General features: G+C 59.0%; 26 protein-coding genes, 1 tRNA gene and 5 pseudogenes. 12 read left to right on the plus strand and 20 right to left on the minus strand.

The window, feature by feature from the left end; all coding sequences use genetic code 11:
- Positions 1-3 precede the first annotated feature (3 nt).
- Positions 4-621 (minus strand): LysE family translocator, encoded by a 618-nt coding sequence (locus ACP7C6_RS01230; RefSeq protein WP_236318974.1) that lies wholly within the window; start codon positions 619-621, stop codon positions 4-6.
- Between the two features lie 65 nt (positions 622-686).
- Here ACP7C6_RS01230 and ACP7C6_RS01235 point away from each other — a divergent pair, with 65 nt between their 5' ends.
- Together ACP7C6_RS01235 and ACP7C6_RS01240 are read left to right on the plus strand one after the other, a co-directional pair.
- Positions 687-1,604: a LysR family transcriptional regulator gene (locus ACP7C6_RS01235; RefSeq protein WP_236318975.1), complete on the plus strand. Its 918-nt coding sequence runs from the start codon at positions 687-689 to the stop codon at positions 1,602-1,604.
- 121 nt (positions 1,605-1,725) lie between these two features.
- A complete protein-coding gene (locus ACP7C6_RS01240) occupies positions 1,726-2,724 on the plus strand; it encodes a fimbrial protein (protein ID WP_426108164.1) in 999 nt (332 codons plus the stop codon).
- A gap of 165 nt (positions 2,725-2,889) precedes the next feature.
- Here the strand turns inward: ACP7C6_RS01240 and ACP7C6_RS01245 are convergent, their stop codons facing one another.
- Together ACP7C6_RS01245 and ACP7C6_RS01250 are read right to left on the minus strand one after the other, a co-directional pair.
- On the minus strand, positions 2,890-3,363 hold the full coding sequence (locus ACP7C6_RS01245; protein WP_236318977.1) for a hypothetical protein: 474 nt from the start codon (positions 3,361-3,363) through the stop codon (positions 2,890-2,892).
- Between the two features lie 291 nt (positions 3,364-3,654).
- Positions 3,655-4,296, minus strand: a complete 642-nt coding sequence (locus ACP7C6_RS01250; RefSeq protein WP_122683714.1) for a glycoside hydrolase family 25 protein — start codon at positions 4,294-4,296, stop codon at positions 3,655-3,657.
- 613 nt (positions 4,297-4,909) lie between these two features.
- Between ACP7C6_RS01250 and ACP7C6_RS01255 the strand changes: the two genes are divergently transcribed.
- Positions 4,910-5,590 carry an SOS response-associated peptidase family protein gene (locus tag ACP7C6_RS01255; protein ID WP_426108165.1) on the plus strand — a complete coding sequence of 227 codons (681 nt, stop codon included), beginning with the start codon at positions 4,910-4,912 and terminating at the stop codon, positions 5,588-5,590.
- Between the two features lie 207 nt (positions 5,591-5,797).
- Here ACP7C6_RS01255 and ACP7C6_RS01260 read toward each other — a convergent pair.
- From ACP7C6_RS01260 to ACP7C6_RS01280, 5 genes and pseudogenes are all read right to left on the minus strand, one after another.
- Positions 5,798-5,905, minus strand: a pseudogene (locus ACP7C6_RS01260) (lysis protein); the annotation flags it as partial.
- A gap of 155 nt (positions 5,906-6,060) precedes the next feature.
- Positions 6,061-6,483 (minus strand): annotated as a pseudogene (locus tag ACP7C6_RS01265) (hypothetical protein).
- A gap of 68 nt (positions 6,484-6,551) precedes the next feature.
- Entirely contained in the window at positions 6,552-7,376 is an 825-nt protein-coding gene (locus tag ACP7C6_RS01270) for a methyltransferase domain-containing protein (RefSeq protein WP_426108166.1), read from the minus strand.
- A 16-nt stretch (positions 7,377-7,392) separates the two neighbouring features.
- A complete protein-coding gene (locus ACP7C6_RS01275; protein WP_122555082.1) occupies positions 7,393-7,785 on the minus strand; it encodes a DUF1641 domain-containing protein in 393 nt (130 codons plus the stop codon).
- Between the two features lie 26 nt (positions 7,786-7,811).
- Positions 7,812-9,002 (minus strand): NAD(P)/FAD-dependent oxidoreductase, encoded by a 1,191-nt coding sequence (locus tag ACP7C6_RS01280; RefSeq protein ID WP_122555083.1) that lies wholly within the window; start codon positions 9,000-9,002, stop codon positions 7,812-7,814.
- A 248-nt stretch (positions 9,003-9,250) separates the two neighbouring features.
- On the opposite strand from ACP7C6_RS01280, the gene ACP7C6_RS01285 reads away from it, so the two are divergent.
- Positions 9,251-9,655 carry a hypothetical protein gene (locus ACP7C6_RS01285; RefSeq protein ID WP_426108167.1) on the plus strand — a complete coding sequence of 135 codons (405 nt, stop codon included), beginning with the start codon at positions 9,251-9,253 and terminating at the stop codon, positions 9,653-9,655.
- A 384-nt stretch (positions 9,656-10,039) separates the two neighbouring features.
- Here the strand turns inward: ACP7C6_RS01285 and ACP7C6_RS01290 are convergent.
- Positions 10,040-10,282, minus strand: a pseudogene (locus ACP7C6_RS01290) (phage tail protein); the annotation flags it as partial.
- On the opposite strand from ACP7C6_RS01290, the pseudogene ACP7C6_RS01295 reads away from it, so the two are divergent.
- Positions 10,277-10,432: pseudogene (locus tag ACP7C6_RS01295) on the plus strand (DUF4224 domain-containing protein); the annotation flags it as partial. The pseudogenes ACP7C6_RS01290 and ACP7C6_RS01295 overlap by 6 nt on opposite strands.
- 4 nt (positions 10,433-10,436) lie before the next feature.
- Positions 10,437-10,708, plus strand: a pseudogene (locus tag ACP7C6_RS01300) (integrase); the annotation flags it as partial.
- A 96-nt stretch (positions 10,709-10,804) separates the two neighbouring features.
- On the opposite strand, the gene ACP7C6_RS01305 reads toward ACP7C6_RS01300, so the two are convergent.
- Positions 10,805-10,895: transfer RNA gene (locus tag ACP7C6_RS01305), tRNA-Ser, on the minus strand.
- A 152-nt stretch (positions 10,896-11,047) separates the two neighbouring features.
- Here ACP7C6_RS01305 and ACP7C6_RS01310 point away from each other — a divergent pair.
- Entirely contained in the window at positions 11,048-11,719 is a 672-nt protein-coding gene (locus ACP7C6_RS01310) for a Bax inhibitor-1/YccA family protein (RefSeq protein WP_426108168.1), read from the plus strand.
- Between the two features lie 62 nt (positions 11,720-11,781).
- On the opposite strand, the gene murB is transcribed toward ACP7C6_RS01310, so the two are convergent.
- From murB to ACP7C6_RS01350, 8 genes are all read right to left on the minus strand, one after another.
- On the minus strand, positions 11,782-12,801 hold the full coding sequence (gene murB, locus ACP7C6_RS01315) for a UDP-N-acetylmuramate dehydrogenase (protein ID WP_068936826.1): 1,020 nt from the start codon (positions 12,799-12,801) through the stop codon (positions 11,782-11,784).
- Positions 12,798-13,262, minus strand: coding sequence for a low molecular weight protein-tyrosine-phosphatase (locus ACP7C6_RS01320; RefSeq protein ID WP_010209653.1), 465 nt, complete (start codon positions 13,260-13,262; stop codon positions 12,798-12,800). The genes murB and ACP7C6_RS01320 overlap by 4 nt, the downstream gene beginning before the upstream one ends.
- On the minus strand, positions 13,262-14,026 hold the full coding sequence (gene kdsB / locus ACP7C6_RS01325) for a 3-deoxy-manno-octulosonate cytidylyltransferase (protein ID WP_028616766.1): 765 nt from the start codon (positions 14,024-14,026) through the stop codon (positions 13,262-13,264). Before kdsB ends, ACP7C6_RS01320 begins: the two co-directional genes overlap by 1 nt.
- Positions 14,023-14,208, minus strand: a complete 186-nt coding sequence (locus ACP7C6_RS01330) for a Trm112 family protein (RefSeq protein WP_003174668.1) — start codon at positions 14,206-14,208, stop codon at positions 14,023-14,025. Before ACP7C6_RS01330 ends, kdsB begins: the two co-directional genes overlap by 4 nt.
- A gap of 24 nt (positions 14,209-14,232) precedes the next feature.
- On the minus strand, positions 14,233-15,243 hold the full coding sequence (gene lpxK, locus ACP7C6_RS01335) for a tetraacyldisaccharide 4'-kinase (RefSeq protein ID WP_028616767.1): 1,011 nt from the start codon (positions 15,241-15,243) through the stop codon (positions 14,233-14,235).
- Positions 15,243-15,671, minus strand: coding sequence for an ExbD/TolR family protein (locus ACP7C6_RS01340; RefSeq protein ID WP_010209650.1), 429 nt, complete (start codon positions 15,669-15,671; stop codon positions 15,243-15,245). Before ACP7C6_RS01340 ends, lpxK begins: the two co-directional genes overlap by 1 nt.
- Entirely contained in the window at positions 15,668-16,303 is a 636-nt protein-coding gene (locus tag ACP7C6_RS01345; RefSeq protein ID WP_016978182.1) for a MotA/TolQ/ExbB proton channel family protein, read from the minus strand. The genes ACP7C6_RS01340 and ACP7C6_RS01345 overlap by 4 nt, the downstream gene beginning before the upstream one ends.
- Positions 16,304-16,376: 73 nt before the next feature.
- Positions 16,377-18,602: a DNA internalization-related competence protein ComEC/Rec2 gene (locus tag ACP7C6_RS01350; protein ID WP_426108169.1), complete on the minus strand. Its 2,226-nt coding sequence runs from the start codon at positions 18,600-18,602 to the stop codon at positions 16,377-16,379.
- A 135-nt stretch (positions 18,603-18,737) separates the two neighbouring features.
- Here ACP7C6_RS01350 and ACP7C6_RS01355 point away from each other — a divergent pair, with 135 nt between their 5' ends.
- Positions 18,738-19,253: a DUF2062 domain-containing protein gene (locus ACP7C6_RS01355; RefSeq protein ID WP_012724913.1), complete on the plus strand. Its 516-nt coding sequence runs from the start codon at positions 18,738-18,740 to the stop codon at positions 19,251-19,253.
- Here the strand turns inward: ACP7C6_RS01355 and ACP7C6_RS01360 are convergent.
- Positions 19,250-20,620, minus strand: coding sequence for a histidine kinase sensor domain-containing protein (locus tag ACP7C6_RS01360; RefSeq protein ID WP_122683830.1), 1,371 nt, complete (start codon positions 20,618-20,620; stop codon positions 19,250-19,252). The genes ACP7C6_RS01355 and ACP7C6_RS01360 overlap by 4 nt on opposite strands.
- On the minus strand, positions 20,607-21,335 hold the full coding sequence (locus tag ACP7C6_RS01365; RefSeq protein WP_353632425.1) for a response regulator transcription factor: 729 nt from the start codon (positions 21,333-21,335) through the stop codon (positions 20,607-20,609). Before ACP7C6_RS01365 ends, ACP7C6_RS01360 begins: the two co-directional genes overlap by 14 nt.
- A gap of 206 nt (positions 21,336-21,541) precedes the next feature.
- On the opposite strand from ACP7C6_RS01365, the gene ACP7C6_RS01370 reads away from it, so the two are divergent.
- The 4 genes from ACP7C6_RS01370 (at position 21,542) to ACP7C6_RS01385 (ending at position 26,305) form a co-directional block, all read left to right on the plus strand.
- Positions 21,542-24,295, plus strand: coding sequence for a response regulator (locus ACP7C6_RS01370; RefSeq protein WP_028616771.1), 2,754 nt, complete (start codon positions 21,542-21,544; stop codon positions 24,293-24,295).
- Between the two features lie 107 nt (positions 24,296-24,402).
- A complete protein-coding gene (locus tag ACP7C6_RS01375; RefSeq protein WP_028616772.1) occupies positions 24,403-25,392 on the plus strand; it encodes a 2-hydroxyacid dehydrogenase in 990 nt (329 codons plus the stop codon).
- 71 nt (positions 25,393-25,463) lie between these two features.
- Entirely contained in the window at positions 25,464-25,904 is a 441-nt protein-coding gene (locus ACP7C6_RS01380; RefSeq protein WP_028616773.1) for a hypothetical protein, read from the plus strand.
- Positions 25,901-26,305 carry an META domain-containing protein gene (locus ACP7C6_RS01385; protein WP_028616774.1) on the plus strand — a complete coding sequence of 135 codons (405 nt, stop codon included), beginning with the start codon at positions 25,901-25,903 and terminating at the stop codon, positions 26,303-26,305. Before ACP7C6_RS01380 ends, ACP7C6_RS01385 begins: the two co-directional genes overlap by 4 nt.
- The last annotated feature ends 62 nt before the right edge of the window (positions 26,306-26,367 follow it).

A 26,367-nucleotide genomic window follows, 5' to 3' on the forward strand; every position in this document is an offset into this window, starting at 1 on the left:
GACCTAGCTCGAACGCTGAGCAATCGCCAATGACGCACCAAAGGCCACAAGCAGGCCACCAAACACTCGGTCAATCCAATGCCGTGCGGCCAGCAACTTCTCACGCACCCGCCCAGCGGAGAAGCACAGCGCGACCAGGCTGAACCACGCGACGTGTGCCCCCGCGATAAACACGCCATAGGCCATCTGCACGGCTACGCCCGTTTCCGGTCGCACCACCCCCATGAACAGACTGACAATGAAAATCGCGGTTTTAGGATTCAACGCATTGGTCAGAAACCCGCTGCGCAGCGCCGCCAGATCGTACAGGGCCGGCGCCGGAGTGTCGGCATGCTCACTCGCTGGCCTGGCACGCAGCATGTTGATACCCAGGTAGACCAGATACGCCGCTCCAGCCAGCTTCAACACGGTGAACAACCACAGGCTTTGTTGAAGTACCCACCCGAGACCCAGCAGCGTATAGCCCACGTGTACCAGCACCCCCATTCCGATTCCCAGCGCCGTGAAAAAGCCCGCCCGCCGGGACAGTAGCAACCCGTTGCGGGAAACCATGGCGAAATCCGGCCCAGGACTGATACATGCCAACAGTGTGATGGTGATTACTGCTATCCATTCGTTCATGGTGTACCTTGAGAAATATCGATCACAGCCGTTATTTTTTCAGACTCTAACGACAGGCACTAACGATGTTTTCTAAAGAAAAAGGTGATTCTAAATCGTCTATTTCTGACCTGCGCATGCCCTCTTTACTTGCACTGCGTTGCTTCGAATCCGCCGGGCGGTTTGAAAGCTTTGCCCGTGCAGCAGAGGAATTGCACCTGACGCCAGGTGCCATCAGCCGCGCGGTTCGCTTGCTTGAAGAGGACTTGGGCGTTGACCTGTTCGATCGACGTAATCGCAAGGTTTTTCTAACGGATACCGGAAGACGCCTCGCAAAGGCGGTCAGTGAAGGGTTTGGGGTGATGAGCCACGCCGTGCGCGAGATCCGCACCGAATCCCGCCGCGCACGACAGCTTGTTCTGTCCTGCGAGCCCACCCTGTTGATGCGCTGGCTGATCCCGCGCTGGAGCGACTTCCAGGCACGTTACCCAGGGTTGGACATTCACTTGGTAGCGGGTGGTGGGCCATTTTCGTTCGACCAGGGCATAGACCTCGCTATTCGACGTGACGACTTCTACCGTCCGCCCGACTATCACGCCGTGGCGCTATTCCCGGAAAAAGTTGGACCTGTCTGTCGGCCGGAAAAAGTCGACACATGGTTCGACACAAGCAAGGACATTTTGCGCTCATCGGCCCCACGACTTCAGACGGAAAGCCGGCCGACGGCGTGGCAGGAATGGGCAACGGCAAAAGAACTGCCACCCCCTGTGATGGAGATGCAAGCATTTGAGCACTTTTACTTCAGCATCCAGGCGGCTGTAGCAGGCCTCGGGGTTGCCATCGGCCCCTGGCATCTAGTGCGCGACGACCTCCAGAACGGCGTATTGGCTGCGCCCATGGGATTCGTTGAAGACGGCTCAAACTATTGCCTACTGTCTCCGGCGGAGCCCGAGAAAGGCAGCGTGGAAATGGCGTTGATTGAATGGTTGCAGACGGTGGGCTAATCAAGTCGCGGGTAGGTATCAAGGCGCGCAAATGATTTCCCGCCCTTCCAATGCAAAAAGCATCATCGCAGCACACACTCTAAGGATCGCCTGATTTTCTCAGGTGTGCGTGATCGATAGGGTGGCCGTCCATCTTTTCCCCATCACGGCCGCAAACAAAATGTGCGTTTCAAAAAAACAACGCCGACTGCGTGTACTGTTGAATACCGCAGCCGTAATAGTCTCTGCTTATTCAACGGATACATTGGCCGCGAATTGTGCTTTCACCCAAGGGAAAACGTTCACAGCTAACTACGCAGCTGCACCGATTGCCTTGACGGTTCCTCGAGATGCGCCTGCAGGCACGGTGGTGTATCAAGAATCCATCACAGCACCACAGCAAGGTTTTAACTGCACCGGTTCATCCCCTTTTATCTTTAGACTCAACCCGACACTCGGCAGCGTTACCACTGGCAACACCTATCCCCTGGGCAAGACAGGGCTATCACTCAAAGTCAAGAACACACAGAATGGTTATTTAACTGCAGACAGGCTTCTCAGTGGGTCTTACTTAGACCCTATCAGGACATACACCATTGAAATTATTAAATCAGGTGAACTGTCATCGAAAAATGAGGTTCCCGCAGGCAATCTTGGGGCGCATCGGTACGGTGACCTTGACCTTGTGAGCATCAACCTGGCCAATCCAATCATCTTGAACGCCGCGTCCTGCGAGACACCAGACGTGTCTGTTCAAATGGGAGATGACTACTACCTGGATGAGTTCAGCAATATCGGTGATACGTCTCAAGCCGTTAAATTCAACATTGGCCTTAACCAGTGCCAGACCGGTATCCAGAAGGTCACTTATTCCCTTAACGCAACTTCTCAAGTGATTGATCAGCAGCAGGGCATCGTAGCGTTGAACGCCAGCTCAACGGCCAAAGGCATCGGCCTGAGACTGATGAACGACAGCGGTCAACCCATCGCCCTGGGTACCACTTACCCATTCAATGGCTTCAATAGCACCGGCACCAGCTTCAACATCCCGCTTTCTGCGGCTTATTACCGGCTGGCTAATGGCGAACTCAAGGCGGGTACTGCAAACGCGTCGGTAACCTTTGTGATGAGCTATTTGTAGAACGCTCAGTGTCGGCACGGGCTGTGTCGAAACATAAAAAGCCAATGCCCCGACAGGTCGGGGCATTGGCTTTTGTAGTCTTGGATAAACCCACAGCGCTTTTAAGCCTTACGGGCCCACCTGACCTCTCTAGACCAGGAAGCACCCACGGCGGGTCTACCTATATTATTTGGCTTGGCGAAGCACAAGCTCCGACAGACGGGTCTTCACCCGGAAGCAGAACTCACGAATTTGAAATTGATAGGCGGGCATGACCATATAGTTCAAATCAGCACCCAACGAGTCCTTGATTTGCATATATTTAGCGGTCTTGGAAGCAATGGCTTGGTATTCCGCCTCGTATTTAACGTAAGACGGCTTGTTGTAAACCTTCAAGACATCCAGCTCTTTACGGCATTGCTCTGCGCGACTTGTTTCTGATTCTGGCTGAGCGGCCTCTGGAGAAGCATGGGCTGCAACGTCAGCAGCAGGTTCAGACTCATATCGCACAGTATAATTAGGTGACGACGGTACGGCTTCAGGTGATGCTTCATGGACGACGGCAGGAGGTGGAGTCACTTCAGTTTTTTCTGGAGTTTTCGTAGCGCATCCCGCGAGGGCAAGTCCTACCACTACAACGATGCCACACATTTTATCCATCGGTTTCACCAAGAAGTAATTATGGTTGGCTGAGTCGTTAGGTTCTGGGTAAAAGCAATAGCTCACTCAATGATCGAGTGTAGATTTTCTACCAGACTCAAGGCGCTCAGCCTCTCTTCCTTGAGCGCACAGACGGGTAATAGTAGTAAAAAAACAAAGAGATGACGAGTAAAAGCTCGATCGCAGAGCAGATGCGAAGGTCAATGCAATTCGTGCAACCGCCAAGCCCTTCAAATAGGCAAAGGTAGTCAATAGCAACGGCCCTGAATGGGGCCGTCGTGATGCAGGGCATTAAGACTTGACCCAATCCAAATCTACCGGGCCGTGGATACCGTCAACCTGGCCCTTGCTGCTGTGTTGCCACCACTCCCAGCTTTTACCCTTGGCGCTCCAGGTTTCAGGCACTGTGGGCTGAGCCACTTCCCAATGGGCAATCCACAGCGGGCACTCACTGAAATCGTACTTGCGCCAGGCCAAGCGGTTACTCCAGATACTGGGAGAGGCGTAGATGTGCGGGTATGCCCCCTCCAGCAGAGAAACCCTTATCAGCGTCACCAACTGAAACAGGGCATCGGCCATCTGATCCGGGCTGGCCCCCTCGTTGCGATTGGTCTCGACATCAATGACCAGGATATCCCGCTTGGCATTGAACGCCACCTCGGCCAGACGCCCCTTGATATTGGTCAACTGCTCGCACGGCGTACTGCTCAACGCACGAAAATAGTGATAGACCCCGGCTTTCAAACCGTTTGCCTGCATACCTTGGAAGTTCGTGACAAATTTTGGGTCGGTGTAGTCTCCACCCTCTGTCATTTTGGCGATTGCATGGGTAATGCCCGCAGCCGCAACGCGGGTCCAGTCAATATCGCCCTGCCAGCGCGACACGTCGATGCCCCGCGCATTTTCGTTTTTAATCGGGTCGTTGCAACTCATCTGTGCGTTCCTGCAATGGATGTCGGGTCGATTCTTTCATCGACACACATCAGCAATGCACTATTGGACTACCACCCCCCCACCCGGCGATAACGAAATAGCAGGCAAAAAAATCCCGCAAAGCCTATTGGCTCGCGGGATCTTTTTTCATGTTTGGCGGGAAACCAGGGATTCGAACCCTGGAGACGCTATTAACGTCCGCCGGTTTTCAAGACTGGTTTTTTATCTATATATTACAACAAGTTAGATTTAAATCCGTTCCGCATCGTAGCATTCCCGAAATCGCTGGAGGCCCCGTAGATCAAGGGGCGCGTATCGGGCTGCGGAAATGATTCCCCCCTCACCGGCGTTCTGCCGACGAACACCACTCCCAAATCCTAAGCGCCTCGCTTACCGCGCGCGCATACAGTATTTGAGTTTTGAAATATGAACGTTGACGTGGAGACCGATATAAGCAATCAGACATCTGACGACCTGAGCTTTCGTCCCATCGACTTGAATACACAGCAGCGCGACCACCTACTCATGGAGAACCAGCGACTCCTGGCCGAGATTCGTCAAGCTCAGAGCCCTATTGCCAACTAGGCTGAACAGATGCCTGGAGGGAAGAATCATGTGCGGAAGGCTTACACAGTATCGCGGAATCCACGACTTTGTTGCAGCGCTTAGCATGCCTAATGCCCTGGCCAACTCCGTGGGCGATCAGCCGATTGAGCGCTACAACGTCGCCCCATCCACCCAGGTCGCCCTATTGCATATCCAGGGCGAACTACTGCACGCCGACTTCGTGCGGTGGGGGTGGCGCCCTCATTGGGCAAAAGACCGCGCCGCGCCAATAAATGCGCGCGCCGAGAAGGTTGCACATGGCCCGTTCTTCCGGGCGATCTGGCCGCATCGAGCAATCACGCCAATCGACAACTGGTTTGAGTGGGTGGATGAAGGTGGGCCGAAGAAACAGCCCTATCTGATCGGTCGACGCGACGGTGCCCCAGTGCTATGTGCTGCCATCGGCCAATTACCAGATGCTGACGAAGGCCCAGGCGAGCATGACGGGTTCGTGATCATCACCGCCGACAGCGCCGGCGGCATGGTGGATATCCACGACCGTCGGCCAGTGGTGCTGACTCCGGAACTGGCTCGGGAATGGTTGGACCTGGCCACGCCCAGAGAGCGCGCAGAGCAGATGGTACTGCACCAGGGCGAGCCGGCCGAGGCCTTCGAGTGGTTCAAGGTCGATATCGCCGTGGGCAATGTGAGGAACAAAGGGCCCGAACTGATTCGCCCCTTGAGCTAAGGCTCCGAGAAATACCACATCACAAACGCTACCGCTGCAACCCAGCCCAGAGTCAGCAGAAACGACAGACCTGCAAGCCTCTTATCCATGACGCCCTTCAATAAACCAAATCATCGCAATACGAACCAACTCCGAGAGAGTAGTTCATTGATCTCAGGGTGCAATTGCACGGACGTACGCCTAGCATGCCGGCAGCGCGATCAGTCCTTAGTCGCCAGCATCGGTGATGGCGATAATTCGTTGAGCATGCGCCGGGTCAAGTTGGGCTCGACGGGTTGCATGAACCACGCCGACGGTGCCGGGGGCGGCAAGTACTTTGCTTGACCGAGAGCCTGAATGACTTGCCAAACTGCCGCAACCGCCCGTGGAGGCGGATCGTTTTCATAGGCTGGTAGTTGATCGCCGATACCTGCATCAATTTCTCCGAGCATGAAAAAACCGCCCGTAGGCGGTCTTGTGAATTTCGTTTTTCAGTTGTAGTCGACGTAGGGGCCAGTATAAAAACCGCCAATATCGCCACTGATTCTGTACAGACTTTCCTTCCCTGGCTGAACGGAAGTTGCAATGGTGCGGATCGCCGATCCAGCACAAAGGCCAGATCCTGCCAGGCCAGCACCGAGATTTGGTGATCCCGGTGGAAGGTAAAACATAGCCCGCTGCCCTGTGCCAATTTTCGCTGCTTTGCGACCGTCTACAGAGACGACAATATCGCAGCCAGATCCCACAGCGCCCGAATCGCGCACAACCGTGATCTTCCCGCTTTCACCGGCTGGCTACGCCTGGAAGGCATAAACTTCATCCGACGGCACCGGCTTTGCGTCTCTTACCGATATCGCCGTTGAAGCACACCCCGCCAGCATCGCCACTGCTACCGCCGCTATCAAAATCCGCATGTTGGCGGGACTGTAGCACTGGGGAGAAGGAGCAAAGACACACATCAACCGCGTCCCGTCAGAAATACTCAGACGGTAGCGAGAATAAAGATCCGTTTGAACGGAAATAAAGTCCGCCCATCCCCTTCTGGCGGGTAATACTCATGAACCAGCTTCAGGAAGTGATCTAGGAAACACTGCCGCTCGAACTCATCCAGCGCCAAGAGCACCGGCCGTAACGCCGAAACCTTGACCCAATCGAAAATCGGCGACAGACCTTCCACCACCTGTAAGTGTTCGGTTTCCCAGATATCCAAATCCTTGGTCAGTGGTGCCAGCAGACGGTAATAACGATCCAGTGATAACACTGGGCGCTCAGCCATGAACCGACGCAACTCCACTGTACCCAATGGACCTCCGTCGAGCCCTGCGTGATCAAGAGTTTCTAGCATCAATTGATACCACAGCGCGTCACGCCAATTAGGCATGTGTGCTGCTAGACAACCTCCAGGGTTGAGTTGTCGCAACAGGCGTGGCAGCAACACGTCGTGACCACTGATGAAATGCAGTACTGCAGCAGCAAACAGTAGGTCAGCAGGTTGCTCTGCCTGCCAGCTCTGTAAGTCGCTTTTATACCAAAGGGCCTTGATCGGCAAATAGCTGGCCTCACCAAGCATCTCTGCCGAGCTATCGACTCCCGTCAGATCGGCATGCGGCCAGCGCTTGGCCAGGAGGTGAGTGGCAATGCCAGTACCGCATCCCAGGTCATAGATTCGTTCAGGATTTTCCAAGCAAATATGGTCCAGCAACTCGACCACCGGACGCTCCCGTAGTCGAGCAAATTTCAAATAGGCCTGAGGGTCCCATTGAGTATTACTAGGCCTTGCCGTGGACGGCTGAGCCTTAATGTCCATACGTGATTCCTTCCGATCAGAGTTGTCTTCCGATGACATTCAAGGTTCTGAGGAGCAGTGCAACGCCGCGCCGGGTGTCCTTTTCGCGGAGGAGCGACAGCAACCCATAGATGTTGGGAGGCGCCGCCTCCGCGGCAGTCTCGGCCGTGGCCATGCGTAGCGCATTGCCCAGACTCCAAGTGACGGCGGTGGTGCTCTCAAACAACCGGCCAAGTTTTTCCACAGTCGCTAGGTCAAGCATGTCGACGGTGTCGGAGATCAGTGAGGCCAGGTCGACTAGATTATCCAAGCGCCCTCCATCCAGGAGCGGTTTCAGCTTGTCCAGTAATGCCTCTATCCCAGCATTCTGGTCTAGCGAGTCGGTATTAACATCTGCACTCTTTGCGAGTGGCTCATTGAATACATCCATGTGAATTTACGCCTCCCTGTGCGCGGTCAAAGCATTCCGCGAGCCACAGCCCAGTAAAGGCCGCGGTTGAATCCATTGCGCAGAAGGCCACCCAGTTTACTTGGCGGGGTCGGCATCACGTCGTGGGCATAGTCGTACCAAAGTGGCATCCCAGCATTAAGGCCCATCTGCGCCACAGCTTGGACACGCCCGTCATAAACTGCATTGGGGCTTCCCAAGCGGATTGCAGCGGCAATATTGTTGGCGATCACCGGCGCCTGGTTGTGGCAAGCCCCACCCGCCTTACTGATTGGTAGATCGACCGTGTCACCGATCACATAAACGCCTTCAAGCCCATAGACCTGTAGCGTCTCATGATGAGTTGGCAGCCACCCTTCATTGTTCTGTGCCTGAGAAACGCCAGACTCAAGCACCACGTCAACTGCACGAATCGGCGGGGTTGCCATCAGAATGTCGAACGGCTGCGCCTCTCCCTCTTCCGAGTAAGCTATTCGTTGTTCCGGGTCGACTCTGCTCAGTGTGAAACCCCGTTGAAAGCGAATATTCTTCTGTTCGAAGATCCCCGGCAAAATCTCCCCGGTGGGTCGTTGTAGGAATAAGCAATTACGCAACAACTGTGCAGTTGTGGGATAGGTGTAAATGATTTCTACCTTGTCCCTGACGCCGCGACGACGAAGGAAGTCATCAAGCATCAACGTGGTTTCGATGGGAGCGATACCGCACTGATGCGGTACATTGGGGGTCTTGGGAAAGGAGACGGTGACGAAAATTCGACCTTTTTCAATGGTACTTAGACGTTGAGCCAGTTGTCGCGCTGGCTCGTATTGGTAGAAGTGGTCACCGGCTTCCTTGAGGCCTTCGATACGTTCCGGAGCAGGTAAGCAACCGGTGGCGATCACCAGAAAATCATAGCCATGACGCTTGCCACTAAGGGTTCTCAGCTCTTGTCTGGCGAAGTCAAAACGAATTACCTCGTCGACTTGAAAATCTATTTCCGGACGTAACAATGAGCGCTCTGGACGTTTGAGCTCTTCCTGAAAAAAAAGATTGAATGCGACGTACATGAAGGCGGGCTTGTAGAAGTGGTCCTCAGAGTTAGAGAGCAGAACGATCTTCAGCTGCCCCCGAAGAATTTCAGGATAGAGCTTGGTGACTAGTTGATTGGCAAGCATCGTGCCGCCCATGCCACCGCCGACGATGATTATCCGCTTCTGCATGATCCGCCCTCCATGGCGTATCCAATATCCATTCGACATGAATGGTAGTTGAGAACCGCGGGGAGCAAGGATGAAGTCGCGATAAGAAAAAATGCATTAGTCGCTAAGTGAATATGTTCTTTACAAAAGCCGTAAATCACCCCTGATTTTATGATCGACCGCTTCGGCCGATTGCTGCCTTTCGCTAAAGACAGTTTTGGGTCGAAAGCGGGCGCACTACATGCTATCGGCCTGGCTAGACATCCAGCTTGGATGAAATGCCAGTGGCTGGAATTGGGATGCTTGTAGTAGCGTTGTGCCTTCCTCATTCACATACGGATGCGCAAATGAATTGCAGTGTCGCTAGCAAGAATGCTGATCGTGCTAAGGAAATTAAAGATGCCATCCAAAACGCAGGCAGAACCGTTACAGAGCATGAGAAAGCACGAATAATCATTTTCGGCGCCTTAGAAGGCACGAAGATTCCCACAATCAAACTCTGTCAAAAGTATCTAAATATCAAAGATGTAAATCGGCCACCTCACAGTCTCAGCAATGAAGCAATAGACGTTTTTGGCAGGCTGATAGAACTGATCAGGGAATCTAGTCGATGGGATTTGAGCGATATTGCAGACGACCTTGCTCTTACTCACGACATCAAACTCCTGCCATAGTTATGGCCTTGTAAAAGAAGTTCCCCAGTTCTTCGCCTGCAAGCCCAAGGACTGGGGTTGCGCCAATATCGGCGCGTTTATGACTTGGAGGTCAATGTGAGCAACGGCGACCACGCACAAAGCAAAAGGACTGGATATATACATGGGGCGTAGTGCGTGACGAACCCAACATTATGGTAGGAGCTTTCCCGAGCAAAGCTGCGGCAGAAGCCAAAGCGCACCTTTCCAGAAAGCGTGACGCTATCGATTTCGAGTGCGCCATCCAAGATGGAAACCACCGCCTCGGCACCGCTTACCCCTTCACTGGAATTGGTAAATAGATTTCGAATAGTCAGTTCGTAGTTTTGACTGCCTTGCATATCTCACCCCTGCGGACATACCGCGTCATGTTGGTTGTTTCGCATCTTTGTGCCTGAGTATCAGGCGAGCTCTGTGATGCCATGGCCCGCCGTACACGATAATTTCCGACGGCCTGCCGTACAGGTGGTGCAGTAGAAAAAGCCCTGGGCCGAATGCGCCCGACTCTTCGCCAGGTAACGCCGGATCGGTGCCCAGATAAACCCCTGCATGATTCGGGTGAACCGTTCTCCCCACATGCATGACGATCAAGCCACCGCGCTGTGGCCTAACCGGAACGGCTGCAAATACGTTCTGACGCGGGCAAGATGCCCAGTGGTCGCACGCGTCTACGCGCGCATGAAACTGGCTGGGGTTAAACCATCAGCAGAAAACATTGCGGCCGAAGCCTGGTCGCTGGACCTGTCACGGGTAGGATGAAGAAATGCGAGCGAAAAAGGCGGCAAACAGGGACCTGCCGCCGCGAATGATTCGGCGCGTGCGCACGCTGAAAGGCGGTAAGAGTGGGTTGGGTACGACGGGAGGAATGAAGACGGGAAGCGGGTAGAGATCACGCTCGGGATTGACTTGGACATCGCCAAGGCTGAATGGGCAAAGCTCGACTGCAAGCCAGTGTCAAAGAAGAACGCCCTACTGGGTCAAGTGCTTGATCGGTACGAGCGGGAGATCATCCCGGGGAAGGCGCCCAAAACGCAAAGCCTGAGTTGATGCGGAAACGGTAGATGAGCGGCTTGATCTCTCGTACCCCAGAAACGCAAAAGCCCCGCTAGTGCGGGGCTTTTGTTTGAATCTTGGCGGGAAACCAGGGATTCGAACCCTGGAGACGCTATTAACGTCCGCCGGTTTTCAAGACCGGTGCATTCAACCACTCTGCCAATTTCCCTTGTGCATCACAGGATTATAGTAGCCCATCCCGTCTCAGCGGGCGCCATAATACCCGAATGAAACACACTGTCAAACTCTTGCCATCGCTTGTTACAGAGCGTCTGTTATGATCTTTGCGACTGAACGTTTCAAAACCGAAGGAGTGTCGCCATGCGCGAACAGAATTACGCAGTGAATGGTAACGCGCAGGCTGAGCAGCTTGAAGTCAGCCGCGTGTTGCGCAACACCTATGGCCTGCTCGCCCTTACCCTCGCATTCAGCGGCGTGATGGCGTTCGTGGCCCAGCAGATGCGCGTCGGCTACCCGAATATCTTTGTCGTGCTGATCGGCTTCTATGGCCTGTTCTTCCTGACCAACAAGCTGCGTGACTCGGCCTGGGGCCTGGTGTCGGCGTTTGCCTTGACCGGTTTCATGGGCTTTATCCTCGGCCCGATCCTCAACCGTTACCTCGGCATGGCCGGCGGCGCGGAAGTGGTCAGCTCGGCGTTTGCCATGACCGCACTGGTGTTTGGTGGTCTGTCGGCCTACGTGCTGATCACCCGCAAGGACATGAGCTTCCTGGGTGGTTTCATCACCGCTGGTTTCTTTGTGTTGCTGGCGGCTGTGGTTGCGAGCATGTTCTTCCAGATCAGCGGCCTGCAATTGGCGATCAGCGCAGGTTTTGTGCTGTTCTCCTCGGTGTGCATCCTGTTCCAGACCAGCGCGATCATCCAGGGTGGTGAACGTAACTACATCATGGCGACCATCAGCCTGTACGTGTCGATCTACAACCTGTTCATCAGCTTGTTGCAGATCTTCGGCATCATGAGCCGCGACGACTGATTGTCAGCACAATAAAAAATGCCCCGCATCGAAAGATGCGGGGCATTTTTGTTTGAAGGGGCTTAATACTGGTTGGGCTCCATTTCCAGATCGACCTTGAAACGCTCTGCAATGTCGCGCTGAATACGTTGGGCCAAGTTCGCAATATCGTGCCCTGTGGCATCGCCATAGTTGACCAACACCAGCGCCTGCAACTTGTGCACGCCGGCATCGCCGTCACGGAAGCCCTTCCAGCCTGCCTTGTCGATCAGCCAGCCGGCCGCAAGCTTCATCTGCCCATCGGCCTGCGGGTACGCCACCAGGTCCGGATACCGCGCCTGCAGCTCAGCCGCCAGCACCTGGGACACCAGCGGGTTCTTGAAGAAGCTGCCCGCATTGCCCAGCTCGGCCGGATCGGGCAGTTTTTCCCGGCGGATACTGCAGATCGCGCGGCTGACGTCACTCGGTGTTGCCTCGGTGATCCCCTGCCCCGCCAGGCGCTGCTGCACCGGGCCGTAGTCGAGTTTCAGGCGGCTGGCGCGGCTCAGGGCAAAGCGCACCCGCAAGATCAGCCAGCGCGCGGTCTCGTGTTTGAACAGGCTGTCGCGGTAGGCAAAGTTGCATTCTTCCAGGCTGAAATCGCGCAACTCGCCGGTGTGACGATCCAGCGCGGTCAGGCCGGCGAATACATCCTTGATCTCGACACCGTAGGCGCCGATGTTCTGCATGGGCGCGGCGCCAACGGTGCCGGGGATGAGGCTGAGGTTTTCCAAGCCGCAGAAGCCTTGTTCCAGGGTCCATAGCACGAATGGATGCCAGGCTTCGCCGGCTTCGGCCTCGACCACCACCTGAGTGCCGTCGTCATGCAACACACGGATGCCCTGGCTGGCCATGCGCAGCACCAGCGCCGGAATGTCCTGGGTCAACAGTAAGTTGCTGCCGCCGCCGATCACCAACAGCGGCACCGCGTGTGCCGCCGAATAGGCCAAGGCCTCACGGACATCATCGTCGCTGCGGGCCTCGGCGAACAGCTGGGCACGCACGTCAATGCCAAAGCTGTTGAATGGCTTGAGCGACACCTGCGCAAGCACCTGCAAGGTCATAACCGCCCCTTCAATTCGATCACCAATAAATCACAGGCACGTTCAATCAGGTCCAGGACCCGTTCAAAGCCTTGTTCGCCTTCGTAATACGGGTCCGGCACTTCGTCCACTTCGGCGTCGTAACGGCGCAGGAAAAGGTCCAGCTCAGCCTTGCCCTGGCCCGGCTGCAGGGCCTTGAGGTTGCGCAGATTGCTGTGATCCATGGCCAGGATCAGGTCATAGCGCGCAAAGTCGGCGCGAGAAACCTGCTGGGCACGCTGGGCCGACAAATCGTAGCCGCGCACCAACGCCGCACGCTGGCTGCGCTGGTCCGGCGGGTTGCCGACATGCCATTCACCCGTCCCGGCGGACGCGACCTCGACCTGCCCCGCCAGCCCCGCTTCGCGCAATTTATGGCGCAGCACGCCTTCTGCGGTGGGCGAGCGGCAGATATTGCCCAAGCAGACAAACAGAACCTCCATCAGGCCCCCAGCAGGCGACGGACGCGCTCAAGGTCTTCCGGAGTGTCAACACCGGCCGGCGGTGCTTCCAGCGCATCGCCCACGTGGATGCGCACGCCATGCCACAGGGCCCGCAGTTGCTCCAGGGACTCGGTATTTTCCAGCCAGCATGGGCCCCAACTGACGAAGTCATGCAGGAAACCGGCGCGGTAGGCGTAAATGCCGATATGGCGACGGTAAGGCACGCCTTCCGGCAACACGTCAGGCTGCTTGGCGAAGGCGTCGCGCGCCCAAGGCAAGGTCGAACGGCTGAACGTCAGCGCCAGGCCGTTGATGTCACTGACTACCTTTACCACGTTCGGATTGAACAGGGTCTCGATGTCTTCAATCGGCTCGGCCAGGGTCGCCATGCGTGCTTCGCCATGGGCGGCCAGGTTGGCGGCCACCTGGTCGATCACACTGGGCGGGATCAGGGGTTCGTCGCCTTGCACGTTGACCACGATGGCGTCAGGCGCCAGGCCAAGCTGGGTGGCGACTTCGGCCAGGCGGTCGGTGCCAGAGTTATGGTCTTCGCGGGTCAGCACCGCCTCGGCACCGAAGCCCTTGCAGGCTTCGATGATGCGCGGGTCGTCGGTGGCCACCACCACGCGCTCGGCGCTGCTCTTGCAGGCCTGTTCCCACACCAGCTGGATCATCGGCTTGCTGCCGATCAGTTGCAGCGGCTTGCCCGGCAGGCGGGTCGAGGCGTAGCGGGAAGGAATGACAACGGTAAAGGCGGTGGTCATTTATCCAGGCGCTCATCGGTGGTCAGGGTGCGAGCTTCGCTTTCCAGCATCACCGGGATGCCATCACGGATCGGGTAAGCCAGGCCGGCGCCTTTGCTGATCAGCTCGGTTTTGTCGGCGCTGAGCTTGAGCGGGCCTTTGCAGATCGGGCAAGCGAGGATATCGAGCAATTTGGTGTCCATGAGTGTTTCCTGGAAAGCAGCGGTTTAAGGCAAAAGGCGGGCAGGCAACAGACGCATCAGCTGCGTGTCGAACCAGGCGACGAACGCCGGCGACGGCAGTGCATCCACCGCAAGGTACCACCAGTCGGGCTGGGCAAAGGCGCGGCACTTCACCGCGTCCTTCTCGGTCATGACCAGCGGCAATGACGGCGTAAAATTCAGGACTTCGGCGCTGTAAGTCGCGTGGTCGGCAAACCCATGGGGTATCGGCTGCCAGTGTAGCGTTTCAAGGGTATTGAAGAAACGTTGCGGGTTGCCGATGCCGGCAACCGCATGCACCTGCTGACCTGCTGGAAAATGATCCACCGGCTGCCGCTCGCCGGTCAGCAGGTTGACCAGTGCGGTGGGCTGCAAGCGAAAGGCGAAACCATCGTCTCGATCACTGGCGGCGCCGTTGTACAACAGCGCATCGACGCTCTGCAGACGTTCAACAGGCTCACGCAACGGTCCCGCCGGCAGGCAACGGCGGTTGCCCAGGCCCCGGGCAGCGTCGATCAGCACCAGTTCAAGGTCACGGGCCAGGCGGTAGTGCTGGAGACCGTCGTCGGAGAGGATCAGGTCCAGGGTTTCGCTGGCCAGCAGCGCCTGGACCGCACGGCTGCGATCGGGGTCAATCATCAACGGCACGCCGCAGCGCTGCACGATCAACAAGGGCTCATCACCCGCCACTTCGGCGCTCTGGCTGCCTTCGACCCGCCATGGCAACTGCGGCGGCTTGGCGCCATACCCTCGACTGACCACACCTACGCGCAAGCCGCTGCGTCGGCAGTGTTCGATCAGCCACAGGATCAACGGCGTCTTGCCGGTGCCACCCACGGTGATATTACCGACCACCACCACCGGCACCGGCGATTGATAGATCTCGCCCTCACCCGCCAGGAAGCGTGCACGCTTGCGCTGCACCACCCGGCGATACAAGGACTCCAGCGGCCGCAACAGCGCAAGCGCCGGATGGCCCTCGTACCAGGCCTTGAGCAAACGATCAGACAGGGCCATCAGGGTTGGCCCGCCGCCTCGACAGTGGTCATGCGCAAATGGCTGAAACCGAGTTTGCCGGCGGCGTCCATTGCGGTGATCACGGCCTGGTGCTGGGTCTTGCCATCAGCACTGATCGACAGCGGCAGCTTAGTGTCGCCGCCGGACTCTTTCTGCAAGGCATCCATCAGGCTGGCCAGGTCGTTTTTCTCGAGTAACTGGTTATTCACCGAAAACACCCCGTCGGCGCTGATGGCGATGTCCAATTGCTTGACTTGCTGGTCCTCGGCCGGCGAACCGCTCACGGCCTCCGGCAGGTCGACGCGCAGTTCGGTCTGCCGGGTGAAGGTGGTGGTGACGACAAAAAACAGCAGCAGGATAAACACCACATCGATCAGCGACGCGAGGTTGATATCGACGTTTTCCCGTTGCTTGCGGCGAAATTTCACGCTTTGCCCCCAACCAGGTCCACGTCACGGTCGCCCTGCACCACTTCCACCAGTTTGATGGCTTCCTGCTCCATGCCCACCACAAGCTCATCGATACGGCGTTGCAGGAAGCGGTGGAAGAACACCGAGGGGATACCCACCATCAGGCCTGCGGCCGTGGTGATCAGCGCCTTGGAGATACCACCGGCCAGTACGGCCGCGTTGGTGGTCATGCCGGAGCCCATGAACGAGCTGAAGATATCGATCATGCCCAACACCGTACCGAGCAAGCCGAGCAACGGCGCCATGGCGGCGATGGTGCCGAGGGCGTTGATGTAGCGTTCCAGTTCATGGATGACGCGGGCGGCGGCTTCCTCGATGCACTCTTTCATAATCTCGCGACCGTGCTTGGAATTGGCCAGCCCGGCAGCGAGGATCTCACCCAACGGGGAATTGGCGCGCAGCTCCTTGAGTTTTTCCTTATCGAGCTGTTTGTTCTTGATCCAGGACCAGACCTGCCCCAGCAAATGCTCGGGGGTCACGCGGCTGGCGCGAAGGGTCCACAGGCGTTCGGCGACGATGCCGAGTGCGGCGATAGAACTCATGATGATCGGCAACATCATCCAGCCGCCGGATTTGACCAATTCCCACACAGTGAATATCCCCTCGAAAAAGTGCGCCACTTTACCATATAGGTGCGTCGACCACAGACCCCATCGGCCGCGGCTAGGGTAACCGCTCGCGCCAGAACCGGCGTTGACTGCGCGCAACTATCGGGGGCGTAAAAGCACCCAACTGCAGACGTACAGCGCCCTGCTCGGCGCTGTCATATACCTGGCTGCCCAACCGCTGGTAGCGTTCCATCACCTGTGGATGGGGATGGCCGAACGCATTGTTGCGCCCTCGCGAGATCAGCACGGATCGCGGAGCAAGCCGTTCCACAAAGGGCCAGGACGAAGAACTGCGACTGCCATGGTGCGGCGCTTGCAGCCAATCGGTGGGCACCGCCAGCGGTGACGCAAGCATGGCCTGTTCCGCCGCACGGCCAATATCACCGGTCAGCAGCAGGCGCTCGCCATTGGCCTGCACCTGCAAGACGCAGGACTTCGCGTTGCCACTTATGGCGTCCGGCCACTGCCAGAGTTCGAAGGTCACACCGTCCCAGATCCAGCGCTCGCCGCTGGTGCAAGGCTGGGTGGCGAGCGATGGGGGCAGACCTTCAGTTTCTCCGCCCACCACACGCTTGATCGGCATGCCATTGGCAATCGCCGCTGCACCCCCGGCGTGATCGGCATCGGCGTGGCTGAGCAGCAGCATATCCAGCTCTCCTACCCCGAGCTTTCGCAAAGACGGCAGTACCACGCGCGCACCCAAGTCGAACGTGCCGGAACGCGGGCCGGCGTCGTAGAGCAACGTGTGATGACGGGTGCGCAAAATCAACGATTGCCCCTGGCCGACATCAAGCTGCGTCACCTCCACCTGTCCGTCGGGCACCAGCGCTCGTGGGGGAAACACCGCCAGCAGAAACATCGGCCAACCCAGCACACGAAACGGCACGCCCTTGGGCAGCAGGAGCAGCACTGCGCCCAGCAGACTTACCAACCAATACCCCAGCGGTACATCGGCCGGAATCCAGGCCGGCATCTGTCCGGCAAGCCACGCCAAGCCGTTGAACAAGGCACCCAGTGCCCCGCCCGCCAGCCACAGCAGACCTTCCCCTACAAACGGCAACGCCAGCAATGCAGTGCCCAACAAGGCCAGCGGCAACACCACCAGGCTGATCCATGGCACCGCCACCAGGTTGGCAAACGGCGCACTCAGGCTAATGGGCAACCCCAACACCAGCAAGGCCGGAAACAACCCGATGGCAATCAACCACTGCGGCCGAGTCCACACCTGCCACAGGCTCCAGGGTCCCAGACGGCCACCAAACGCCAGGATCAGCACCGCAACCGCCGCAAAGGACAGCCAGAACCCCGGCTGCAAGCTGGCCAACGGCTCCAGGATCAGCACCCCATTGAGCGCCAGCAACAAAGGCCACCACAGCCCCAGGTGACGCAAGCGCAATCGCCACAACAACACCAGCCCAACCATCACGCAGGCGCGCTGCACCGGCACGCCAAATCCAGCCAGCAAGCCGTAACCCAGTGCCGTAGTGAACGCCAGCCCACAAGCCCAGGGCAGCCATGGCCAGGTTCGAGGCCAGCATCCATAGCGCGCCAAGCCAGCGATCAAACCGTAAATCAACCCCGCCAGCAGGCCGATATGCTGGCCGGAGATGACCAGCAAATGCACAGTCCCTGTGTCCTGCAGCACCTGCCAATCAGCAGCCGCCAATCCAGAGCCATCGCCCAACACCAGGGCAATCAGGCCAGCCTCCCGGCCTTGGGCGTCCACCGCAAGCAAACGCTGACGCACACTGTCGCGCCAGGCGTTGGCAGCCGGTGCCAGGCGCTCTCCATCCTTTACCGTACCGGTGGCGCCAATGCGCTGGGCCAGCAGCCAAGCCTCCTGATCAAAGCCGTGGAAGTTCAGCAACCCGGCGGGCCGCTTGAGGGTGACGGCCAGGCGCCAGCGTTCACCGCTGCGCACGGGCGGCCCGCCACGCCAGGACACCCGGATGTGCGTGGGCAACCGGGCATTACGCGACCGACTGTCGGTCAGTACAAAGCGCACGCCCTCGTCCGTCTGTTGCGGAAGCCCGCTGACCCGCCCTTCCACCCAGCGCGTCTGACCGTCCAGTACTGGCTTGAGGCGATCATCCAGCGCCCACTGCGCGCTCATGCACGCCCAACTCAGCCCAAACAGGAAAAAAGCCAAGGGATACGTGCGAAACGGCAACAGCATCAGGGCCAGCACCAGCAAGGCGGTCAGCCAACCGGTCGTCGGCAATGCCGGTAAAAAGCGCAAGGCCAGCAGCCCCAGCGCAAACGCGCACATCCCTGTCCTCATGAATCATCCTTTTCAAGTGATCCACTCAGTCTTAGCCGGATGCCCAGCACGGCCTATGATGTTTTGTCACAAAGTCTGAATTTTCTGTTTATAGAATGCGGGCATACTTGCCCCTCGAACTGACCTGGACCCCTTATGCCCCGGCGCTTATTCAAACGATACATGCCTGACCCCAGCAGTATCAGGGAACACAAGTCATTACAGTTCCTTGGCACCTTGCTGCATGACCCGAACCTCTGGCACCTGAACCGGCACTCGGTCGCGCGCGCAATGGCTGTGGGTTTGTTCGCGGCTTTTATTCCCATTCCGTTACAGATGCTGCTGGCCGCCGTCCTGGCGATCACCGTGCGCGGCAATATGCCCATCGCGGTCAGCCTGGTATGGCTGACCAACCCGATCACCATGCCGGTGGTGTTTATCTGCACCTACATGACAGGCGCCTGGTTGATGAATGTGCCCCCGCGCAGCTTGCCGGATGACCTGACCTGGGAATGGATCAGCGGCCAATTGAGCACGTTATGGCAGCCGTTCCTGCTGGGTTCAGTGGTGTTGGGGCTGGTGCTGGGTGCGCTCGCGTATTGCCTGACCATGGGCTATTGGCGCTGGTGGGTGGCCCACCAATGGAAAAAACGCAAACAGCGTCGCGCCTAGCAAGCCCGCAGACGCAGATGCACCCGCAGCCCTTTTCCGGTGTTTTGCGCCCACAAGCTACCGTCCTGGCGCTGCACGGCGTTGCGCGCGATGCTCAAGCCCAGGCCGAAGCCACCATCGCCGGGGCGTGATCCGTCCAGGCGGGTGAACGGTGCGAAGATCCGTTCCAGGTCCCCGTCATCGATCCCGCCGCCCTCGTCCTCCAGCCATACATGCCAATAGTCACCTTCGCGACGCCCATCCAGGCTGACCACACCGCCCACGGGTGAATGGCGAATGGCATTGCGCAGAATGTTTTCCAGGGCCTGGGCCAACGCATTCAGGTTGCCGCGCACCCAGCATTCCGGGCCGAGCAGACACGGCAGGCGCGACGCGGGCCAATCGCTTTCGAAGCATGCGTTTTCGCGCAACATATCCCACAGCGCCTGAAGCTGGATATCTTCCTGGGGCAGCGGCGCCCGCTCGGTGTCCAACCACGCCAGTTGCAGGCTGTCTTCCACCAGGCGTTGCATCGCATCGATCTCACGGCCAAGCCGCTCGCGCAGTTGCGTCAGGTCCTGCTCACTGTCACACGCCACGCGCAGGCGGCTCAGCGGCGTGCGCAGCTCATGGGACATGTCCCGCAGCAGTTGCTGCTGCAACACCACGGTGCCCTGCAAGCGCTCGGACATGTGGTCGAACGCGCGGCCCAGCTCACCCAATTCATCCTGACGACTGGTCGCGTCGTGGGACAGCCGCGTGTTCAACTGGTCAGCACGCCAGGCGTTGGCCTGCTCACGCAGTTGATTGAGGGGCATGATCAGCAGCCGATACAGGCCGACGCACAGCAACAGGGTAAACAGGCCGGGGATCACGCCATTGGTCACCACCCGCCAGAACAGTTGGTAGCGCCCCGGCATGAAGCGCTGCGGCAACTCGATCACCAGCGAGCCTGCGTTGGGGTCGACCGGAAACGGGATTTTCAGCCACGGCAGACCTTTGGCATGCCGGCTCACCGGCCAGTCCAGGCCACGCAGAAAGGTCAGGCGCTGGCTTTCCTTGTCGGTCAGCGGGTAGCTGCTCAGCGATTGCAAGTCATTGCCGATCACGCCGATCCAGGTGGTTTCGCGCTCGCCCATCTCCTGCAGCCACGCATCGACGCCAGCATTGCCGTCTCGGTTCCAGGCCTGCTCCGCTCGCAACGCGTAACCACTCAAGGTGATCCGCGCTTCATCGGACAGGTAGGCGTTCTTCTGCTCCATGTAGCGCCCCCACGACCAACTGAGCCAGATCATCAGCAAACAGAAGGCGATCAACAGGCAGGCCAGCTTCCAGAATAACGAGTGCTTGCCCGGCAGGCCTTTAAAGGGCCTTTTAAAGGCTGTCATCAGCACCGCTCAGCACATAGCCCTTGCCCCACACCGTGCGCACTTCGCGCTCGGTGTAGCCGATGGCCTTGAGCTTGCGGCGGATCTGGCTGATATGCATGTCGAGGCTGCGGTCATGGGGCGCATAACCACGTTGCAGCACCTGCTGGTAAAGGAAGGGTTTGCTGAGGACTTCTTCAGCGTTGCGATGCAAAGTTTCCAGCAGGCGATATTCACTGCGGGTCAGGCCAGCCCGATGTTCCAGGTGGCAGACATCGCACAGTTCATCGTCGAAGCGCAGGGTGCGGGTATCGTCACGTGCGGGTACCAGGCTCGGCAATGGGCGTCTGTCCAAGGCGACACGGCGCAGGATGGCCTCGATGCGCACGCGCAGCTCGATCATGCTGAACGGCTTGGGCAGGTAGTCATCGGCGCCCAGGCGAAAACCGCTGATGCGATCGGCCTCAGCCCCCAGTGCCGACATCAGGATCACCGGGATCGAATGGCTCTGGCGCAGATGGGTCAGGATCGACAACCCGTCCAGCCCTGGCAGCAGAATGTCCATCAACACCACGTCGAACACCTGGTCGCGCGCCATCTGCAGGCCTTGCTGGCCGTTCTGGCACCAGGTGACATGGAAACCACAGCGCCCCAGGTGCTCATGGACGTAAGCGCCCAGCACGGGGTCATCTTCGATGGTCAGGATACTGGGTAGGCCAGTTGCTACAGGATTCATTAGTATCTGCAAGTCATTCTCAATGACTGATTATTCAAGATAACCCCGCAGCAGGCAATCGCCACTGGCCGCCAAATGCCTTCAAGATTGCCGTATGTCATTAATTTGCAAGATTCTTCGCCGCGCAAATGGCTACACTGCGCAGGTGGCGCGGGCCGGATGCCCGCGCAATTCCGTAGATATCAATGTGGTAGCAGGAGAGTGGCGTGCTGACAAGAATGGGGATAAAAGGCCGCGTACTGTTGCTGACCTTATTACCGACCAGCCTGATGGCCTCGTTGCTGGGCGGTTATTTCACCTGGATGCAGCTCTCGGAACTGCAGACCCAATTGCTGCAACGCGGCGAAATGATCGCCGAACAGTTGGCGCCCCTGGTCGCGCCCGCCCTCAGTGCGCGCAACACCGATTTGCTCGAGCGCATCGCCACTCAATCCCTGGAACAGCCGGACGTGCGTGCCGTGTCTTTCCTTAGCCCGGATCGCGCGCCCCTCGCCCACGCCGGCCCGACCATGCTCAACCAGCCGCCGGTCGGTAACAGCTCCCATTTATTGCAGCGCACCGGCAATGACGCCACCCGCTATTTGCTGCCGGTGTTTGGCCGTCACCGCAACCTCGCCGGCGAACTGATCCCGGATGAAGCCGACCGCCTGCTGGGTTGGGTCGAGGTGGAACTGTCCCACAACGGTATGTTGCTGCGTGGCTACCGCAGCCTGTTCGCCAGCTTGTTGCTGATCGCCATCGGCCTGATCTGCACCGCGGCGCTGGCACTGCGTATCAGCCGCACCATCAACTCGCCCATCGGCCAGATCAAGCAAGCCGTGGCCCAACTCAAGGACGGCAACCTGGAAACCCGTTTGCCGCCCTTGGGCAGCCAGGAACTGGACCAACTCGCCTCGGGCATCAACCGCATGGCCGAGACCTTGCAGAACGCCCAGGAAGAACTGCAACACAGCATCGACCAAGCCACCGAAGACGTGCGCCAGAACCTGGAAACCATCGAGATCCAGAACATCGAGCTGGACCTGGCGCGCAAGGAGGCCCTGGAGGCCAGCCGCATCAAGTCGGAGTTCCTGGCCAACATGAGCCATGAAATCCGCACCCCGCTCAACGGCATTCTCGGTTTTACCCATTTGCTGCAAAAAAGCGAGCTGACCCCGCGCCAGCTCGACTACTTGGGCACCATCGAAAAGTCCGCCGACAACCTGCTGGGCATCATCAACGAGATCCTCGACTTCTCGAAAATCGAGGCCGGCAAACTGGTGCTCGACAGCATCCCGTTCAACCTGCGCGACTTGCTGCAAGACACCCTGACCATCCTCGCCCCCGCCGCCCATGCCAAACAGCTGGAACTGGTGAGCCTGGTGTACCGCGACACGCCACTGGCGCTGGTGGGTGATCCGCTGCGCCTCAAGCAGATCCTTACCAACCTGATCAGCAACGCGATCAAGTTCACCCGCGAAGGCACCATTGTCGCCCGGGCGATGATCGAGGACGAGCAGGAAGACAGCGTGCAATTGCGCATCAGCGTGCAGGACACCGGCATCGGCCTGTCCAGCCAGGACGTGCGCGCGCTGTTCCAGGCCTTCAGCCAGGCCGACAACTCGCTGTCGCGCCAACCCGGCGGCACGGGGTTGGGGCTGGTGATTTCCAAGCGCCTGATCGAACAGATGGGCGGTGAAATCGGCGTCGACAGCACGCCAGGCGAAGGCTCGGAATTCTGGATCAGCCTGAACCTGCCCAAGACCCGTGACGATGTCGAAGACCTGCCTTCCGCGCCGCTGCTGGGCCATCGCGTGGCGGTGCTGGAAAACCACGAATTGGCACGCCAGGCGCTGCAACATCAACTGGAAGACTGCGGCCTGGAAGTCACGCCGTTCAATAGCCTGGAAAGCCTGACCAACGGCATTACCAGCGCCCATCAGACTGAGCAGGCCATTGACCTTGCGGTGCTCGGCGTGACCGCCAATGACATTCCGCCCGAGCGCCTCAACCAGCATCTATGGGACCTCGAACATTTGGGCTGCAAAGTGCTGGTGCTGTGCCCGACCACCGAACAGATGCTGTTCAACCAATCCGTGCCCAATCCCAACAGCCAATTGCAGGCCAAACCGGCGTGCACACGCAAGCTGCGTCGCGCGCTGTCCGACCTGATCAGCCCGCGCCCTTCGCGCAGCGAACCGGGCGAGCCGTTGTCCAGCCGCGCGCCGCGTGTGCTGTGCGTGGACGACAACCCGGCGAACTTGCTACTGGTACAGACCCTGCTGGAAGACATGGGCGCACGGGTGCGCGCCGTGGAAAGCGGGTATGCCGCCATCGACGCGGTGAAACAGGACACCTTCGACCTCGTGCTGATGGACGTGCAAATGCCCGGCATGGACGGCCGCCAGAGCACCGAAGCGATCCGCCAGTGGGAAAGCGAGCGCAGCGGCACGCCATTGCCGGTGGTCGCTCTCACCGCCCACGCCATGGCCAACGAAAAACGCGCCTTGCTGCAAAGCGGCATGGACGATTACCTGACCAAACCCATCAGCGAGCGGCAACTGGCCCAGGTCGTGTTGAAGTGGACCGGCCTGGCGCTGCGCAATCAAGGCCCGGAACGTGCAACGGATGGCCTCGGCCCCGGCGTACAAGTGCCCGTACTGGACCATGAAGAGGGCCTGCGCCTGGCCGCCGGCAAGGCTGATCTGGCGGCGGACATGCTCGCCATGTTGCTCGCCTCCCTGGAGGCCGACCGACTCGCCATCACCCTTGCCCGTGACGCCAATGACAACAACGCCCTGATCGAACGCGTGCACCGCCTGCACGGCGCCACCCGTTACTGCGGCGTACCGCAGTTGCGGGCTGCGTGCCACCGCGCCGAAACCCTGCTCAAGCAGGACGACGCCAAGGCCCAGCATGCGTTGGACGAACTGGACATGGCCATTGCCCGACTCGCCAGTGAAGCGCGGGTCAACGCCTGACTTTTTACAGGAACAGGCTTTTGCGGTGAGCGAGCTTGCCTCGCGCGGGGCAAGCCCGCTCACCACAAAAGCCTGCTCATTCATTTGTAATTGCAGGGAGCTTTTCCATGCGCGTCATTCTTTTCAGCAGCCAGACCTACGACCGCGACAGTTTTCTCGGCGAACCCCTGCCGCCCGGCCTGGAACTGCAGTTCCAGCCCGCCCGCCTCAACCTCGACACCGCGGCCCTTGCCGAGCATCACGACGTGGTCTGCGCCTTTATCAACGACGACCTCAGCGCCCCGGTCCTGGAGCACCTGGCCAAGGGCGGCACGCGGTTGATCGCGCTGCGTTCGGCGGGCTACAACCATGTGGACCTGGCCGCCGCCAAGCGCCTGGGCCTGACCATCGTACGCGTGCCGGCGTATTCGCCCCATGCGGTGGCCGAGCATGCGGTCGCGCTGATCCTCGCCCTCAACCGTCGCCTGCACCGCGCTTATAACCGCACCCGCGACGGTGATTTCAGCCTGCACGGCCTCACCGGTTTCGACCTGGTGGGCAAGACCGTCGGCGTGGTCGGCACCGGGCAGATCGGTGCCACCTTCGCCAAGATCATGGCCGGCTTCGGTTGCCAGTTACTCGCCTACGACCCCTTCCCCAACCCGCAAGTGCAGGCCCTGGGCGCGCGCTACGTGAGCCTGCCCGAACTGCTGGACCAGGCGCAGATCATCAGCCTGCATTGCCCGCTGACGGCCGACAGCAAGCACTTGATCAATGCCCGTTCCCTGGCGCAGATGCAGCCAGGCGCGATGCTGATCAACACCGGTCGCGGCGGTCTGGTGGACACCCCGGCGCTGATCGAAGCGCTCAAGGACGGTCAGCTCGGCTACTTGGGGCTGGATGTGTATGAAGAAGAAGCCCAGCTGTTCTTCGAAGACCGCTCCGACCTGCCCCTACAGGACGACGTCCTCGCGCGCCTGCTGACCTTCCCCAACGTGATCATCACCGCCCACCAGGCGTTTCTCACCCGCGAAGCCCTGGCGGCCATCGCCGGCACCACCTTGGCCAACATCGCGGCCTGGGCCGACGGCCAGGCGCGGAACCTTGTCGAAGGATGATCAGCGGTCACATACCAGGCTCATGATGAGCCAGCACCCGTGATAGGATGCCGCGCCTATTTGGAGGATCCATGGCCGAACACGATTTCCGCTTCAGTTTGCTGAGCCCGCAACACACCCTGATCGAATGCCGCGCCCTGGTGCCGGGCCGTTACCAGGTCACCGGCAACGGTGGTTCGATCAAGCATGGCGACGTGTTGATCGTCTCCCTGCGCGGCAGTAAAACCCTGTCGATGCGCCTCACCGTCGAAGGTGATGCGCGCTACTCCATCCGCCCGGCGGGCCAGTGGGTCGCCATGGCCCAGGGGCCGAAATTCGGCGAGTTGGAGATTCACACCTGGAAGGTCAACTGCGATAGCTGCGATGCGGTGTTGGAGTTCGAATTTGCGGTGGAAACCAAGCTGACCAAAGCGCCGCTGCAACCCGCCGCCAATGCACGCATTGCCGAATTGGGCTGGGCCAGCGAGGGCGACAAGCACCGCTGCCCGAAATGCCAAAAGGCCGCGCAATGAAAGGCCTGCTTCTGCTCGCCGCCGTCGGAGCGGCCCTGGCGGGCTGCGCCGGGGATGCAGTCAAGCTCAAGCAGGATCACAGCTACGTGGTCGAATGGATTGGTGAACGGCCGCTGATGGACTACGCGCACCTGACCGTCACCCTCGGCGCCGATGGCCGTGCCTACGGCAACGGCGGCTGCAACCACTGGTTCGCGCCCTACACCGTCGACGGCGAAAAGCTCAGCTTCGGCCAGATCGGCAGCACCCGTAAACTCTGCGCCGAGGCCTTGATGGAGCAGGAACACCGCTTCTTCCAGGCCCTGCAAGGGGTGCAGCGCTGGGACATCTCGCCGATCGAACAGACGCGGTTCTGGCCGGCCGAGGGCAAGCCGATTCGTCTGTGGCTGGAAGAAGGCTGATCTTCCTTCCAGTGTAGGAGCGAGCTTGCTCGCGAAGAACCAAAGGACAACGCGCGTCACCA

The sequence above is a fragment of the Pseudomonas sp. TWR1-1-4 genome (assembly GCF_049897165.1).
Lineage (GTDB): Bacteria > Pseudomonadota > Gammaproteobacteria > Pseudomonadales > Pseudomonadaceae > Aquipseudomonas > Aquipseudomonas canadensis.

Bases quoted from the DNA above. Each gene is read 5' to 3' on its own strand.
- ACP7C6_RS01230 (WP_236318974.1), bottom strand. From the start codon at position 621: ATGAACGAATGGATAGCAGTAATCACCATCACACTGTTGGCATGTATC.
- ACP7C6_RS01235 (WP_236318975.1), top strand. From the start codon at position 687: ATGTTTTCTAAAGAAAAAGGTGATTCTAAATCGTCTATTTCTGACCTG.
- ACP7C6_RS01245 (WP_236318977.1), bottom strand. From the start codon at position 3,363: ATGGATAAAATGTGTGGCATCGTTGTAGTGGTAGGACTTGCCCTCGCG.
- ACP7C6_RS01250 (WP_122683714.1), bottom strand. From the start codon at position 4,296: ATGAGTTGCAACGACCCGATTAAAAACGAAAATGCGCGGGGCATCGAC.
- ACP7C6_RS01255 (WP_426108165.1), top strand. From the start codon at position 4,910: ATGTGCGGAAGGCTTACACAGTATCGCGGAATCCACGACTTTGTTGCA.
- ACP7C6_RS01270 (WP_426108166.1), bottom strand. From the start codon at position 7,376: ATGGACATTAAGGCTCAGCCGTCCACGGCAAGGCCTAGTAATACTCAA.
- ACP7C6_RS01275 (WP_122555082.1), bottom strand. From the start codon at position 7,785: ATGGATGTATTCAATGAGCCACTCGCAAAGAGTGCAGATGTTAATACC.
- ACP7C6_RS01280 (WP_122555083.1), bottom strand. From the start codon at position 9,002: ATGCAGAAGCGGATAATCATCGTCGGCGGTGGCATGGGCGGCACGATG.
- ACP7C6_RS01310 (WP_426108168.1), top strand. From the start codon at position 11,048: ATGCGCGAACAGAATTACGCAGTGAATGGTAACGCGCAGGCTGAGCAG.
- murB (WP_068936826.1), bottom strand. From the start codon at position 12,801: ATGACCTTGCAGGTGCTTGCGCAGGTGTCGCTCAAGCCATTCAACAGC.
- ACP7C6_RS01320 (WP_010209653.1), bottom strand. From the start codon at position 13,262: ATGGAGGTTCTGTTTGTCTGCTTGGGCAATATCTGCCGCTCGCCCACC.
- kdsB (WP_028616766.1), bottom strand. From the start codon at position 14,026: ATGACCACCGCCTTTACCGTTGTCATTCCTTCCCGCTACGCCTCGACC.
- ACP7C6_RS01330 (WP_003174668.1), bottom strand. From the start codon at position 14,208: ATGGACACCAAATTGCTCGATATCCTCGCTTGCCCGATCTGCAAAGGC.
- lpxK (WP_028616767.1), bottom strand. From the start codon at position 15,243: ATGGCCCTGTCTGATCGTTTGCTCAAGGCCTGGTACGAGGGCCATCCG.
- ACP7C6_RS01350 (WP_426108169.1), bottom strand. From the start codon at position 18,602: ATGAGGACAGGGATGTGCGCGTTTGCGCTGGGGCTGCTGGCCTTGCGC.
- ACP7C6_RS01355 (WP_012724913.1), top strand. From the start codon at position 18,738: ATGCCCCGGCGCTTATTCAAACGATACATGCCTGACCCCAGCAGTATC.
- ACP7C6_RS01360 (WP_122683830.1), bottom strand. From the start codon at position 20,620: ATGACAGCCTTTAAAAGGCCCTTTAAAGGCCTGCCGGGCAAGCACTCG.
- ACP7C6_RS01365 (WP_353632425.1), bottom strand. From the start codon at position 21,335: ATGAATCCTGTAGCAACTGGCCTACCCAGTATCCTGACCATCGAAGAT.
- ACP7C6_RS01375 (WP_028616772.1), top strand. From the start codon at position 24,403: ATGCGCGTCATTCTTTTCAGCAGCCAGACCTACGACCGCGACAGTTTT.
- ACP7C6_RS01380 (WP_028616773.1), top strand. From the start codon at position 25,464: ATGGCCGAACACGATTTCCGCTTCAGTTTGCTGAGCCCGCAACACACC.
- ACP7C6_RS01385 (WP_028616774.1), top strand. From the start codon at position 25,901: ATGAAAGGCCTGCTTCTGCTCGCCGCCGTCGGAGCGGCCCTGGCGGGC.